Raw genomic sequence first — 14,521 nt, 5'->3', positions numbered from 1 at the left:
CGATACTGAATATTTCCCGCGTATAACCCTTTACACAAAATGCAAATCTTTCGCATTATGTCGCAGTTTTTGCGCGCCCGCGCGCGCCCCATCAACAACCGAAGCAGGATGTTCGCCATGATTCGTATGCCCCTGGCCACCGCCAGTCTGCTGGCCATTGCCATTTCTCTCGCCGGTTGCGGCGAAGGTAAAGACAAGGCCGCAGCGCCCCAGGCGCCGACCCCGGCTGCCAGCACTACCGCTCCAGCGGCTGCCACCCCTGCCGGCCAGGTCGATGAAGCCGCTGCCAAGGCCGTGGTCGCGCATTACGCAGACATGGTGTTCGCGGTCTACAGCGACGCCGAGTCCACCGCGAAAACCCTGCAGACCGCGATCGACGCGTTTCTCGCCAAGCCGAACGACGAGACGCTGAAAGCCGCGCGCACGGCCTGGATCGCCGCCCGCGTTCCTTACCTGCAGAGCGAAGTGTTCCGCTTTGGCAACACCATCATCGACGACTGGGAAGGCCAGGTGAACGCATGGCCGCTGGACGAAGGCTTGATCGACTACGTCGACAAGTCCTACGAACACGCCCTGGGTAACCCAGGTGCCACCGCCAATATCATCGCCAACAACCAAATCCAGGTCGGCGAAGACAAGGTCGACGTGAAGGACATCACCCCGGAAAAACTCGCCAGCCTCAACGAGCTGGGCGGTTCCGAGGCCAACGTCGCCACTGGCTACCACGCCATCGAATTCCTGCTCTGGGGCCAGGACCTGAACGGCACCGGCCCAGGCGCCGGCAACCGTCCTGCGTCGGACTACCTGACCGGCGACGGCGCCACTGGCGGGCACAACGAGCGTCGCCGCACCTACCTGCGCGCGGTCACCCAACTGTTGGTCAGCGACCTCGAAGAAATGGTCGGCAACTGGAAACCCAACGTCGAAGACAACTACCGCGCCACCCTGGAGGCAGAACCTGCCACCGACGGCCTGCGCAAAATGCTGTTCGGCATGGGCAGCCTGTCCCTCGGCGAACTGGCGGGTGAGCGCATGAAGGTGTCCCTGGAAGCCAACTCGCCGGAAGACGAGCAGGACTGCTTCAGCGACAACACCCACAACTCGCACTTCTACGACGCCAAGGGCATCCGCAACGTCTACCTGGGCGAGTACACCCGCGTCGACGGCACCAAAATGACCGGTGCCAGCCTGTCGTCGCTGGTGGCCAAGGCCGATCCGGCTGCCGACGCCGCGTTGAAAGCGGACCTGGCGGCGACCGAAGCGAAGATCCAGGTCATGGTTGACCACGCCAACAAGGGTGAGCACTACGACCAACTGATCGCCGCAGGCAACGACGCGGGTAACCAGATCGTGCGCGATGCCATCGCCGCACTGGTCAAGCAGACCGGCTCGATCGAAGCAGCGGCAGGCAAGCTGGGCATCAGCGACCTGAACCCGGACAGCGCTGATCACGAGTTCTGATCACCGCCGCGATCCTAAGCGTCACCCAGAATGCCCCGACCTGCTCGGGGCATTTTTTTTACATCGATAATCGGAGGCGTCACACCCGAATGATAAAAATCTGCGGCGACGCGGCGGGCGTCGTCAATTGAATACCGCCCATCAACGGCACCAGGTTATGACTGACCTCAGCCTGCGTGACCAGTCTGCGCGTCGGCTCATCCATCAAGCTTTTGTAGGGCCCAGCCTGGGCGTCTGCGGCGATTCGATCCCCTACCACACGGCGCAATCTCAGCCAGTACAGCCTGACATCGCCAGGGCGCCTGAACAGCAACCCTCCGGGAAAGTCATAACCGCTCAGGACGCCGTAGCGACAGCGGGTTACCACCTCACTCATCAAGGTTCTCAAGCGCCCGCCGGCACCAGGCGGGAGCGCATTGAACAGCGGCACCACGACGGGCTCCGGACGAAAGTCCAGACGGCGATAATGCCCCGGCGCATTCGGTAGCTGCCAACTGCCGTCGCTGAGTGCGCGGGTGGGTGGAAGTAACGAAAACGGATCGGCCAGTCCTGCGTATGTCATGGTCCGCCAAAACTGCCAGTCGCGCAGGGTGCGTATCAGCGAATGCTGGCCCTGTTGGGTCAGGCCTCTCGGGTTGGCCCGATTGAACAGGGCCTGGGCGAGCTCCACCTGACTGCGGGTGGTCAGCAGCGCGAAGGCCTCGCGCACATACATCGTGAGCGGTTTTTTCAAGGCAACGTCACTGGCAATCACCCACAGCCCGTCCCCGCTGGCGAACTTCGCCTGTCGGGGCTGATTGTAGATGCCCGAACGCAGCAGGTTTTCCAGGTCCGTGAAGTACGTGGCCGGTTGTGCAGGGTCGCGAATGAATACGTCATTGGGAGTCGCTGTATCCCGGGGCAAAATCACGAAATAGCGCCGGTCCATCTTGATGTACTCTTGCCCCAGCCACTGCGGATCGCCTGCAATCCGCCGATAGATGCCGCGTGTCGCATCCACCACCTCAAGCTCGGCCTCGTCGAGGATTCTGCCCCATTCAATGAATCGTTCGTTTGCAGGCCGCACGACGGGCGCCTCGGGGGCCGGGGTGCGGGGCGGCGTCAGTGGCGGTTCGACGGGCGCCGGCCGCTGGGTGATCACCGCGGGCACGTCCGGCAGATCGATGCCGTCCAGACGCCACTGGAACCGCAGGAGCGGCACGTTCAGATAGGGCTCAAAAGCCGCTGTGGAGAGCCTCAACCGCAGGTTTTCGACCAGCGCCAGCCGGTATTCGATTTCGCGCCCCGCCGGGAAATTGAACGCCTCAAACACCCGCCTGGCCTGCACGTCATCCAGGCGCGGGTAGAGGTCCCTGAGGGCGCGCTCGGGCGAGTTGCCTCCCTTGAGTCCCCCGACCGCATGAGCACCTATTTCCCACTGCCCCGCCGCACTTTGCCGGATCGGCGCGTAGTGGTACTGCGTCAGTTTGCGTGCGTCCCTGAGCCGCCAGACGGCTTTGTCACCGTCATCGAGGATCGAATACCAACGCCCGCCGTCATTGAGGAAGTAGTGCTCGGCGCCCGCCGCGTTCGAGGCCGAGTGATACACGCCCTTGCCTTCCCATCCGGCCAACGGCAGCACGCCGTCGGGCTTTTTCCACAGCGCCATCTCCGCCGGCAACGCCCTTGGCCTGGCACCCGCCACGGGCGCACCGGCCCCGACCGCGCCGTCCACCAGCGCCCCGACCAACTCGCCCAGCGACCGCACGAAATACTGCGCAGCGCCGGCACGGTCGCCAAGGTCCAGCGCCTCGACGGCGTTGAACACCGAAAACAGGCTGCGCGCCAGGCCGATCGGCAACATGATCCTGACCGGCAGCACCATGGACAGGACGTCGAAGGCCAGAGTCGCCACGCTCAGGCCGGTTTCGACGTTGACGTGCTGGGTACTCCTCGATTGCGCGGCGGCGTCGTTGATCACGAAGTTCGCTTCAACCTCGTAGGCCTCCTCGAAAAGGTCGTCGGCAATCCGGCCCGTGCTCACCATCGACACGTCGCCGCGCCCCCTGAGCACGGCGCGGACCTGGGATTCGAAGGCCCGCTCCACGCGCCCCAGCAGGTAGGCGCGCCAACTGCTGTTCATGACGAAGTCGGTCATCAGGCGGTCTTTGGCGTACTCGTGGAACACGCGACCGTCGGGCGCCTGGGGGGTGTACACCACGATCGAGCCGACCCCGGCGGAGGCCGAGACGAACAGCAGTACCCCACGCACGCGCTGACCGCGCAGTTTCAAGTGCTGCACGAGAATCCGATGGCCTTCGACACGCGTGCGCCGATCACTGTCGACCGGGGCGTCAAGCACCGCCTGCACCCAATTGAAGCCTCGGTTCAGACGGTCCGGGAGAAAGTCGCCGTTGATCTTGGCCTCGATGGCGTCGAGTCGCAGTTGCAGACGCATGACCTGAGCGTAGGTCTGCTTCAGTGCGAGCGCGCCGGGCGAGGTGATGAGGCGGTCTTTCAGAAAGGTGTCGTAGCCTTGTCCAACATTGACCGCGCGCACCAGGTCCTTGACCTGTTGCAGGGTCAGCCCGTCATAGGCCGGGGCCGGCGTCAGATCTTCCGGCAGCAAGGCTTCATCAGGCTGTTTGCGGGTGTTTTCACTCAGCCTGGAAAAGTGCGTGAAGTTAAAATCCAGCCCGCCGACATTCTCCAGCGCCAGTTCGCTCAGCGTGCGGCTTCGATGCCGGAACAACGGTGTGCCGGGCTCGCGCGGCGCCGGAGCAGGCGCGCCCGGAACCACGACAGTCGCAGGAACGAACGGCTCTTTGGTATGCACGCGGACCGTGTCGGGGTCGATGTCCAGTGCATAGTCAGCCTTGAGGCGGATGCGCAGCTGTTCGTTGGCGTATGCCAGCAGCGCCGGCTTATCGCTGAATTGCGCCAACGACGGCAACCCCTCGGCGTCCGGCAGGCTCGCCAGCAGGTCGCAGTAGTCCGTCATCGCGACCCGCCACGCGTCTTTATCGACAAGGGAGGCATCATGCAAAAAGGTCCTGATCTGCGCCTGCCCGCGCTTGATGTCACGCCCCCATAACACCCCGCCGGCACTGAAGAGCCGACCGGGGTCCGTCACCCGGTCCAGCACCTGCGGCAACTCGGCCATCTCGATGGGGCCGACCGGTGACGGGTAGTGGGAAAGGGTTGAGGTGAAGTTGTCGAGCATCAACCGACATTGCGCCTCGACGCTCGCCTCGAACGGCGAACCGAGCTGTTCATGATAGACCACCTGCCCCGTGGTCTTGAGCTGACGATGCAGGGCCAAGCCTTGCGCCTGGTCGGCCACGGCCAGGCCATCGAGCACCGCGGCGAATTCGACGGGGTGGTTCAAACGCCGGTGCAACTCCTGATCCAGGCTGGCCAGGGAGTCAAACGCTTCAAGGCCGGAGTCCGGCAGAAACAGCAATACCGTACCGACGTTCATGCTCGGGTCCACGGGCCGCACCCGGGCCGGCGTGACCTCCTCCTGCGGCCTCACCACGGCTTGCTCCGGGTCTCTGGCAGTCAGCACAAAGGCGCCGCGCAAGGTCAGATCCGCCGCGCCGGTCGCGCCCTTGAGGGCTACCTCGTAGACACATGGCCGGTCGCCGCGCAAAGCTTGTCGTGCCTGGGCGTGCGGGTGACGCAGCACCAGGGCGAACAGGTCCTGGTCGGCGGGGCTGAGCAGGCGATCGGCAGCGAGTAGCGCCACTTCGGCTTTCAGCAGTTCGATACGGGTGTGCACCAACCATTGTTTCTGCGTGCGAGCATCCGTCAGGCTGCGCGCGCGCGTCCAGAAGGTTTTCACAAAAGCGCTGTAATAAGCGCCCAGCCCAGCGGCCAGGCGGTCGAGGAATTTATCCAGCCCGGCCGGGGTGATACCGCTCAAGGGCAGCAGCGCGTCGCCAGTCGCCGGCAGCCGATGCAGGGTCGCCATGCGCTGCGCATAACTCGCTGGCTGATCAGCGACGATACGTTGCACCACCGCCTCGAACAGCGAGGGCAGTAACTCGGTCTCGGTGGACGGTTGCGCTGCAGAGGTCGCCGGCGGGATGGTCGTCGCGGGCAGTCGGATGAAGGCGTGACGCACATCAAGGCTGGGCGTCAACGTCGGGAATGCTTGCTCGAACTCATGCTGCACAAATGAATGGAACGTCGGTGGCGACTGAAACTGCTCGGCGATCTGGCGATCAAGCGCCATTAACTGGTCGCGCAACGCGACCTGTTGCGGTGCGTCCTTGAAACTTGACGGTGCAGAAAACAATGAATCAGACGGCATGGTGGCCTCTCGAATAGGAAACATACCGGCCCATCGTGCCTAAGCGCCCCCTGAACCAGGTGCTACATAGCTAAGCGCCGCAGATCGGCGACCAAGGTTTACATGCCCTGCACCCCAGGTAGAATGGCGCCTCTGCCCTATTTCGAGCGAATTTCATGGCGTTGCCGACCCTGCGTATCATCGGTTTCATCATCGGCATCTTCCTGATCACCCTCGCGATCGCCATGGTCGTGCCCATGGCGACCCTTGTGATCTTCGAACGCACCAGCGACCTGCCCTCGTTTCTGTGGGCCAGCATGATCACCTTTATCGCCGGCCTGGCCCTGGTGATTCCGGGTCGTCCCGAGCATGTGCACCTGCGCCCGCGGGACATGTACCTGCTGACCGTCAGCAGCTGGGTGGTGGTGTGTATCTTTGCCGCGCTGCCGTTTCTGCTGACCCAGCACATCAGCTACACCGACTCGTTTTTCGAAAGCATGTCCGGCATTACCGCCACCGGTTCTACGGTATTGAGCGGCCTGGATGCCATGTCGCCGGGCATCCTGATCTGGCGTTCACTGCTGCACTGGCTGGGTGGCATCGGCTTCATCGGGATGGCGGTAGCGATCCTGCCGCTGCTGCGCATTGGTGGCATGCGCCTGTTCCAGACCGAATCTTCGGACCGCTCGGAAAAAGTCATGCCCCGTTCGCACATGGTGGCGCGGCTGATCGTGGCCGCGTATGTGGGCATCACCATCCTCGGCAGCCTGGCGTTCTGGTGGGCCGGCATGGGCGTGTTCGATGCGATCAATCATGCGATGTCGGCGATCTCCACCGGCGGTTTTTCCACCTCCGACGAATCCCTGGCGCACTGGAAACAACCCGCCGTGCACTGGGTGGCGGTGGTGGTGATGATCCTTGGCAGCCTGCCGTTCACCCTGTACGTGGCCACGCTGCGTGGCAACCGTCGGGCGCTGATCAAGGATCAGCAGGTGCAGGGCTTGCTCGGTTTGCTGGTGGTGACCTGGCTGGTGCTCGGCACGTGGTACTGGTGGACCACCAACCTGCATTGGCTGGATGCCTTGCGGCATGTGGCGTTGAACGTCACGTCGGTGGTGACCACCACCGGTTTCGCCCTGGGGGACTACAGCCTGTGGGGCAACTTCTCGCTGATGCTGTTCTTCTACCTGGGTTTTATCGGCGGCTGTTCCGGCTCGACCGCCGGCGGGATCAAGATTTTCCGTTTCCAGGTCGCCTATATCCTGCTCAAGGCCAACTTGAACCAGTTGATCCACCCTCGTGCGGTGATCAAGCAAAAGTACAACGGCCACCGCCTCGACGAAGAGATCGTGCGCTCGATCCTGACGTTTTCGTTTTTCTTCGCCATCACCATCTGCGCTATCGCCCTGGCCTTGTCCCTGCTTGGCCTGGACTGGATGACCGCCTTGACCGGCGCCGCGAGTACCGTTTCAGGCGTGGGCCCAGGCCTGGGCGAAACCATCGGCCCAGCGGGCAATTTCGCCAGCCTGCCGGATGCGGCCAAGTGGATCCTGTCGCTGGGCATGCTGCTCGGCCGGCTGGAGATTATTACGGTCTTTGTTCTGTGCATTCCGGCGTTTTGGCGCCACTGACGCTCGACGCGTCCAGCAACCGCGCCCGGTATTCACCGGGCGTGGCATCAAACCAACGGCGAAACGCACGAAAGAAATTGCTCGGGTCGGCGAAACCCAGCAGGTAGGCGATTTCCAACAGGGTCATGCTGGGCTGTGCCAGGTATTGCTCGGCCAGCTCGCGACGGGTGTCGTCGAGCAGCGTCTGAAAGCTGGTGCCCTCCTCCTGCAAGCGCCGCTGCAAGGTACGCTGGGACAAGTGCAGCGCCTGGGCCACCACTTCACGCTTGGGCTCGCCCTGGGGCAGCAGGCGGCACAACACCTGCCGCGCCTTGTGCGTCACACGGCTTTCCGAGAAACGCGCCAGGTATTCACCGGCAAAGCGGTCATGCAGCAGTGCCATGGCTTCGTTGGCCGTGGGCAGCGGCGCGTCCATGTCGGCCCGCTCAAAAATCAGCGCATCATAAGGCGCGTTGAACTCCAGCGGCGCGTGGAAGGCTTGTTTATACGGGGCCAAGTCCGCCGGCTGCTCACCTTGCAGCACCACTTTGCGTGGCTGCAGCGTGCGGCCCGTCAACCAGCCGCACAGCGCCAAGGCGCTGGCCAGCGACGCTTCGGCACTTTGCCGGGTGGGCGGCAGATGATCACCGTGTACCGTCAGAATCAGCGCATAACCTTCGGGGACCAGTCGGAAACTCAGGTCGGCACTTTCGGCAATGATCCGCTGGTAACGCACCAGGCGCATGAAGCCTTCAGCCAGGGTGTTGCTGGACATCAGCGCGTACCCGGCCACATGAAACGATGCCGGACGCACCACTTTGCCCATGTTCAGGCCGATCGCCGGGTTGCCCGACAGTTCTACCGCCCGCTGCCACAGGCGGGTCATGGAATCCTGCGGGAACCGCGCATCGGGGTCGCTCAGGGCGGCGTAGTCGAGACCGAGCTGCTTGAACAAGGCACGGCAATCCAGGCCGTCCATTTCCAATGCCTTCACTATCCCCATCGCCCAGCTTGCAGAAGTTGTTCGTTCGCTCATGGCGTCGTCTTAATAAAGCAGGCTCAAACGGCAGCCAGGAAGCCAAGGATACTAAAGTGGCATCTATTGTCACTGGCTGTTACCACTGATCACTCTAGACTCAAATAAGCTCCCCGCCGAACATCTGTTGGGCGGCACAATAATCAAAGGGCCGGTCATCGTGGAAAACATCAAGCGATTCAACAGCTTCGCTGAGTTCTACCCCTACTACCTGAGTGAACATGCCAACAGCACCTGCCGGCGCCTGCACTTTATCGGCACCACGCTGGTGATCGGCATCCTGGCGTACGCCATCGGCAAAGGTTCGCTGGGCCTGCTGATTGCCTTGCCGATTGCCGGTTACAGCTTTGCCTGGATCGGCCACTTCTTCTTCGAAAAGAACCGCCCGGCGACTTTCCAGCACCCGTTCTACAGCCTGTTGGGGGATTTTGTGATGTACCGCGACATGATCCTGGGCAAGGTACCGTTCTGAGCAAACGACCGTTTAAACGATGAAAGTTCATCCTTCCGAGGACATAAAAATCTTTTTGTCATTTGCAGTGCTGTATCCTGCCAAGGCTTTTTGAGAGCGCGGAATCACCTGCGATTGAAAAAACAGACCTTGCGAGGAGCGACGACGATGCACGAGATACCTAATCTCCCCTTCCCAAGCCTGCACCCTACAGAGCAGCCAACACCGCAGCAGGCCAGTGACAAACAGCCTGAGGCCAAAGAAGCAAAACCAGTCGACAGCAAAAGCCAGGACTGACGCCGTACCAGACCGTGTGGAAAGCGCAGCGTTTTGAGCGCTTTCCACACTGCCTGAATGAATCGAGACGCCCGCCATGACCGATACCCTTCCCGACACCCCGGATACCGCCGTACTCGACGCTGCCTTGCAGATGGTCGAAATCTGGAACCGCCTCAGCGCCGACAAACAAGCGCGTCTGCTCAAACGCTTCGGCACCCAGGAAAACGCCCTCGCTGCCCTGGTCACCACCCAGTTGCTCGCCTCGACCAAAGCCTGACGTCTTTCTGAGCGGAGGTTTTTGCGTTTTACCGCCCTGCGCGAGCCAAACCACCGGTATCATTAGCAGCCTATCTTTACCTGCCGCGACAGTGGACCTCTCCCCATGCCCGATACCCAGCGCCCCATGGCGGTCACGCTGCAAGTTGTTTCCATCGTATTGTTCACCTTCATTGGCTACCTGAACATCGGCATTCCCCTGGCCGTATTGCCAGGCTATGTCCACAGTGAACTGGGTTACGGCGCAGTGATCGCCGGCCTGGTGATCAGCGTGCAATACCTGGCCACCCTCCTGAGCCGCCCCTATGCGGGCAAGATCATCGATAACCTGGGCAGCAAGCGCGCTGTGCTGATCGGCCTGGCGGGCTGCGGACTGAGCGGTGTGTTCATGCTGCTCGCGGCGTGGTTCTCAAGCCTGCCGGCCTTGAGCCTGGGTAGCCTGTTGATCGGCCGCCTGGTCCTTGGCAGCGCGGAAAGCCTGGTGGGTTCGGGCTCCATCGGCTGGGGCATTGGCCGAGTCGGGGCGCAGAACACCGCCAAGGTGATTTCCTGGAACGGCATCGCCAGCTACGGCGCGCTGGCCGTCGGCGCGCCACTGGGCGTGGTGCTGGTCAGGCACTTCGGGCTGTGGAGCATGGGCGTCAGCATCATCCTGCTGGCAATCGTCGGCCTGCTGCTGGCCTGGAACAAGGTCGCCGCGCCGATTGTTGCCGGCGTGCGCCTGCCCTTCATGAATGTACTGGGCCGCGTATTGCCCCATGGCTGTGCATTGGCGCTGGGCTCCATCGGCTTCGGCACCATCGCGACCTTCATCACCTTGTATTACACCACCCAGCATTGGGATAACGCGGTGTGGGCCCTGAGCCTGTTCGGCGCCAGCTTTATCGGTGCGCGGTTGTTGTTCGGGAACCTGATCAACCGGATCGGCGGCTTTCGCGTGGCGATTGCCTGCCTGTCGGTGGAGATTCTTGGCTTGCTGCTGTTATGGCTGGCACCCGACGCCAACCTGGCCCTGGCCGGCGCAGCGTTGAGCGGCTTTGGCTTTTCCCTGGTGTTCCCGGCGCTGGGGGTGGAGGCTGTCAACCTGGTTCCGGCGTCCAGCCGCGGCTCGGCGGTGGGCGCCTACTCGCTGTTTATCGACCTGTCGCTGGGCATCACCGGCCCGCTCGCCGGAGCGGTGGCGGCAGGGTTCGGCTTTGCGTCGATCTTCCTGTTCGCCGCCCTGGCCGCCCTCGGTGGCTTGCTGCTGAGTGTGTACCTGTACCGCCAGGCGCCCAAGGCCCGCGAGGGGCGTGGCGACTAAAAGTCGACCTTGCCACGCCCAGCCTTGATGCTGCCACGCTTGGTCTTGGATTCGAGACGGCGCTTTTTCGAACCCAGGGTGGGTTTGGTCGGGCGGCGTTTCTTCTCCACCTTGGTGGCGCTGAGGATCAACTCCACCAGACGCGCCAACGCATCCGCGCGGTTCTGCTCCTGGGTCCGGTATTGCTGGGCCTTGATCACCAGCACACCTTCACTGGTGATCCGGCTGTCGCGTAGCGCCAGCAGCCGCTCCTTATAGAACGCCGGCAGCGACGATGCGGGGATGTCAAATCGCAGGTGCACCGCACTCGACACCTTGTTGACGTTCTGCCCACCGGCGCCCTGGGCGCGAATAGCAGTCAGCTCGATCTCGGCATCGGGCAAGTGGACGTTGTTGGAAATCACCAGCATAGGCGGCAGGATTCTCTGTGGGGGCAGCCAAGGATACGCGAATGCGCTCTCGCCTATTCCTGAAACAACAAACCCGGCGCATGGCCGGGTTTGGTTGATCTCACGCAGGCCTCACTTCACTGGTGAAGCAGCCGGCGCCAACGCTTGCTGCGCACTACGCTTGTTCTTGATCCCATAACACACCGCCATAAACACCACCCACACCGGAATCGCGAACACCGACACCTGGATGCCCGGAATCATGAGCATGATCACCAGGATAAACACCACGAACGCCAAGCACACATAGTTGCCGTACGGGTACCACAGCGCCTTGAACAACGGCACCTGGCCGGTGCGGTTCATGTGTTGGCGGAACTTGAAGTGGGAGAAGCTGATCATCGCCCAGTTGATTACCAGCGTCGCCACGACCAGCGACATCAGCAGTTCCAGCGCGTGTTGCGGGATCAGGTAGTTCATCAGCACCGCCACCAGGGTGATCGCCGCCGAAGCGAGAATGGAACGCACCGGTACGCCGCGCTTGTCGATCTTCGCCAATGCCTTGGGCGCATCGCCCTGCTCGGCCATGCCCAGCAGCATGCGGCTGTTGCAGTACGTCCCGCTGTTGTACACCGACAACGCGGCCGTCAGGACCACGAAGTTGAGGATGTGCGCGGCAGTGTCACTGCCCAGCATCGAGAACACCTGCACGAACGGGCTGCCGCTGTAGGCATCGCCGGAGGCGTTGAGGGTCGCCAACAGGCTGTCCCACGGCGTCAGCGACAACAGCACCACCAAAGCGCCGATGTAGAAGATCAGGATGCGGTAGATCACCTGGTTGATCGCTTTCGGGATCACGGTGCGCGGTTTGTCCGCTTCAGCCGCGGTAAAGCCAAGCATTTCCAGGCCACCGAAAGAGAACATGATGATTGCCATGGCCATCACCAACCCGCCGACGCCATGGGGGAAGAATCCGCCATGCTCCCACAGGTTGGTCACCGAGGCCTGTGGCCCACCGGTGCCGCTGACCAGCAGATAGCTGCCCAGGGCGATCATGCCGACGATGGCCACCACCTTGATGATGGCGAACCAGAACTCGGCTTCACCGAAGACTTTGACGTTGGCCAGGTTGATCAGGTTGATCAGCACGAAGAAGGCTGCGGCCGAGACCCAGGTCGGGATCTCCGGCCACCAGTAGTGCACGTATTTGCCGACGGCCGTCAGCTCCGACATGCCCACCAGGATGTACAGGATCCAGCAGTTCCAGCCCGACAGGAAGCCGGCGAAGCCGCCCCAGTACTTGTGGGCAAAGTGGCTGAAGGAACCGGCGACCGGCTCTTCGACGATCATTTCGCCGAGCTGGCGCATGATCATGAAGGCAATGAAGCCGCAGATGGCATAGCCCAGGATCATCGACGGGCCGGCGGATTTAAGCACCCCGGCCGAACCGAGGAACAGGCCGGTGCCGATGGCGCCACCCAGGGCGATCAACTGGATATGCCGGTTTTTCAGGCCGCGTTTCAGCTCGCCTGAAGAGGAAGGGGAAACACTCATGAAAAGGCTCTCACGCAAGGTTTGATGATGTTGAATGCAGGTTGCTGCCTTGAATTACCGACTCAAGCAGCGCCGCTCAAACCCCAGCGCAGGCACCAGGAGTACAGCGTCTTTCTAACGGTCATGCGTCACCTGTTTGTTTTTATCTGTGACGAAATCGAACCCGTCCGGCTCGTGGCCAGGCGGAGTGATCAGGGTGGGTAAACCCTGAGGTCTTGGCCTTTTGCGTGGTTACGCAAGGGGGGTCACAGTAAAACGCGGCGGATTGTACACCGCTCGACAGCTTGAGGGCGCCCTCGAAAGGCGAGTGCGACGATCTGTCAGGTAATCCTTACAGGGCAGGATCGGCCCAGAATGTCGCCATTTACACGTAAACTAATCGTTACAGCACGGAAAAATAACGTTACAGCCATGATTTGAAGAAAAATTGTCGCGCGCAAACTTCCCGCAATTTAGCCGCGACAGCTCACTGAATTTCCTAAAGAAAAAATCGGAACGAAAAAACAGAACAAAAAATCCAAATGAAACCGTGTCAATAAAAATTTTGCATTTTGAAACACTCTCTCCTAGGTTCTTTCCACTTGCCAGCGAAGCCCGTTGGCAAGCCGTCCTCAAACAACGTCCTCTAGGAGATACACCATGCAAGCACTGGAAAACGACCTGGAAACCGAACTGCAACTCGACGATTGGTTTGAAGCGCCGACCCATGAGGCCGCCGTTGAAATGATGCAAGCCGACGCCGTTGTGCCGTTCGGCACCGCGATGTGGCCATTCTAAACACCGGCAGGCATCCGGCAGGTGCTGTGCACGGCACCTGCCCCCTTACCCAAGGCACAAAAGGAAGCACGTCATGGACAAGGCCCGCGCCGTCGAACACTTTCTCTACTACCTCGCGCATCACCCGGCCCTCAATGGCCTGAGCCGCCCCACCGTGTTGCTGGGCCATACCGAACGCTACGACGCCATCGCGCAGGCGATCACCCACAGCAGCGCCGCCCGTTTCAACTTCCAGGTGCAGCGTCTGGACCTGGCCGCCAGCGACACCCTGGCCGAGGCCATCGAAGCCTGCGACCTGTACTTGTTTCTTTACGACTCCTCTACCTTGCCCAACCCACGCGCCGAAGGCCCGGACTTTATCCGCGCCCTGCAAGGCGTGATGGCCGAGCACTGGAAAAAGTCCCTGCTGTTCAAGGATTACGGCGACTACTTCTACGACACCTTCAGCGTCGAGCCCCAGCGCATTGCCGACCTCAACGCCACGCTGATCCGGCGCATGTCCCAAGCCACGGTGCTGAGCTTTACCGACAAGCACGGCTCACGCCTGGAAGCGCCGATGAGCAGCATCAAGAAGTGGACGAATATCAACGGCGTCGGCAACCACGACCTGGCCCCCGGCGAGATCGCCACCCACAGCGAAGCCATCAACGGCCAAGTGCGGTTTGTCGGTACCTTTCTCAGCACCATCCCGTTCGCGCGTAAATATGGGGTGCTGGAGTCACCGCTGGAACTGTGGATCGAGAACTCGACCATTTGCAGCGTGGCCAGTGACGTGCCGGGGTTGGCGGATGATTTCAACAAGTACCTGAATGCCAACCCGTCCAACCGGCGTGTCGAGGAGTTAGGGATTGGCACCAACGAAGGCGTCAAGGACTTGTATGCGCGCAATGCCGGTTTTGAGGAGCGCCATTGCGGGTTGCACCTGGGCCTGGGTGGCGGGCAGAAAGGCAGCCATCACCTGGATTTGATCTTTTCCAGTGGGGTGTTGGCGCTGGATGACAAGCCGGTGTTTGATGGCAGGTTTGCGTTCTAAACACTGACCTCATGAACGCTGAGGCTCTAAATGTGGCAGCTGGCTTGCCTGCGATGCAGGCACCTCGGTCTATCAGACA

General features: G+C 61.6%; 11 protein-coding genes. 7 read left to right on the top strand and 4 right to left on the bottom strand.

What is annotated here, in order from left to right; genetic code table 11:
* Positions 1–117 precede the first annotated feature (117 nt).
* Entirely contained in the window at positions 118–1,461 is a 1,344-nt protein-coding gene (locus tag AC4PS7_RS26775) for an imelysin family protein (RefSeq protein ID WP_042571269.1), read from the top strand.
* A gap of 79 nt (positions 1,462–1,540) precedes the next feature.
* Here the strand turns inward: AC4PS7_RS26775 and AC4PS7_RS26770 are convergent, their stop codons facing one another.
* Positions 1,541–5,755, bottom strand: a complete 4,215-nt coding sequence (locus tag AC4PS7_RS26770) for a dermonecrotic toxin domain-containing protein (RefSeq protein WP_492179831.1) — start codon at positions 5,753–5,755, stop codon at positions 1,541–1,543.
* A 155-nt stretch (positions 5,756–5,910) separates the two neighbouring features.
* On the opposite strand from AC4PS7_RS26770, the gene AC4PS7_RS26765 reads away from it, so the two are divergent.
* Positions 5,911–7,365, top strand: coding sequence for a TrkH family potassium uptake protein (locus AC4PS7_RS26765; protein WP_010208163.1), 1,455 nt, complete (start codon positions 5,911–5,913; stop codon positions 7,363–7,365).
* On the opposite strand, the gene AC4PS7_RS26760 is transcribed toward AC4PS7_RS26765, so the two are convergent.
* Complete coding sequence (locus tag AC4PS7_RS26760) at positions 7,322–8,380, bottom strand: AraC family transcriptional regulator (protein ID WP_010208161.1); 1,059 nt, start codon at positions 8,378–8,380, stop codon at positions 7,322–7,324. The two genes, AC4PS7_RS26765 and AC4PS7_RS26760, sit on opposite strands and share 44 nt — an antisense overlap.
* A gap of 160 nt (positions 8,381–8,540) precedes the next feature.
* Here AC4PS7_RS26760 and AC4PS7_RS26755 point away from each other — a divergent pair, with 160 nt between their 5' ends.
* From AC4PS7_RS26755 to AC4PS7_RS26745, 3 genes are all read left to right on the top strand, one after another.
* Complete coding sequence (locus tag AC4PS7_RS26755; RefSeq protein ID WP_010208158.1) at positions 8,541–8,852, top strand: Mpo1-like protein; 312 nt, start codon at positions 8,541–8,543, stop codon at positions 8,850–8,852.
* A 352-nt stretch (positions 8,853–9,204) separates the two neighbouring features.
* Positions 9,205–9,387 carry a hypothetical protein gene (locus tag AC4PS7_RS26750; protein WP_010208156.1) on the top strand — a complete coding sequence of 61 codons (183 nt, stop codon included), beginning with the start codon at positions 9,205–9,207 and terminating at the stop codon, positions 9,385–9,387.
* A 105-nt stretch (positions 9,388–9,492) separates the two neighbouring features.
* Positions 9,493–10,689: an MFS transporter gene (locus AC4PS7_RS26745; protein WP_010208155.1), complete on the top strand. Its 1,197-nt coding sequence runs from the start codon at positions 9,493–9,495 to the stop codon at positions 10,687–10,689.
* On the opposite strand, the gene arfB is transcribed toward AC4PS7_RS26745, so the two are convergent.
* Positions 10,686–11,099: an alternative ribosome rescue aminoacyl-tRNA hydrolase ArfB gene (arfB, locus tag AC4PS7_RS26740; protein ID WP_010208154.1), complete on the bottom strand. Its 414-nt coding sequence runs from the start codon at positions 11,097–11,099 to the stop codon at positions 10,686–10,688. The genes AC4PS7_RS26745 and arfB overlap by 4 nt on opposite strands.
* A 111-nt stretch (positions 11,100–11,210) precedes the next feature.
* Entirely contained in the window at positions 11,211–12,632 is a 1,422-nt protein-coding gene (locus tag AC4PS7_RS26735) for an amino acid permease (protein ID WP_021491252.1), read from the bottom strand.
* A 639-nt stretch (positions 12,633–13,271) separates the two neighbouring features.
* On the opposite strand from AC4PS7_RS26735, the gene AC4PS7_RS26730 reads away from it, so the two are divergent.
* Together AC4PS7_RS26730 and AC4PS7_RS26725 are read left to right on the top strand one after the other, a co-directional pair.
* Complete coding sequence (locus AC4PS7_RS26730) at positions 13,272–13,409, top strand: hypothetical protein (RefSeq protein WP_003175756.1); 138 nt, start codon at positions 13,272–13,274, stop codon at positions 13,407–13,409.
* Positions 13,410–13,482: 73 nt separating this feature from the next.
* A complete protein-coding gene (locus tag AC4PS7_RS26725; RefSeq protein ID WP_010208151.1) occupies positions 13,483–14,442 on the top strand; it encodes a CgnE/CgnB domain-containing protein in 960 nt (319 codons plus the stop codon).
* The last annotated feature ends 79 nt before the right edge of the window (positions 14,443–14,521 follow it).

This window comes from Pseudomonas sp. DW-iso3 (assembly GCF_058725305.1).
Note: the sequence above shows the minus strand (reverse complement) of the source record. Positions and strands in the feature narration are given on the sequence as shown.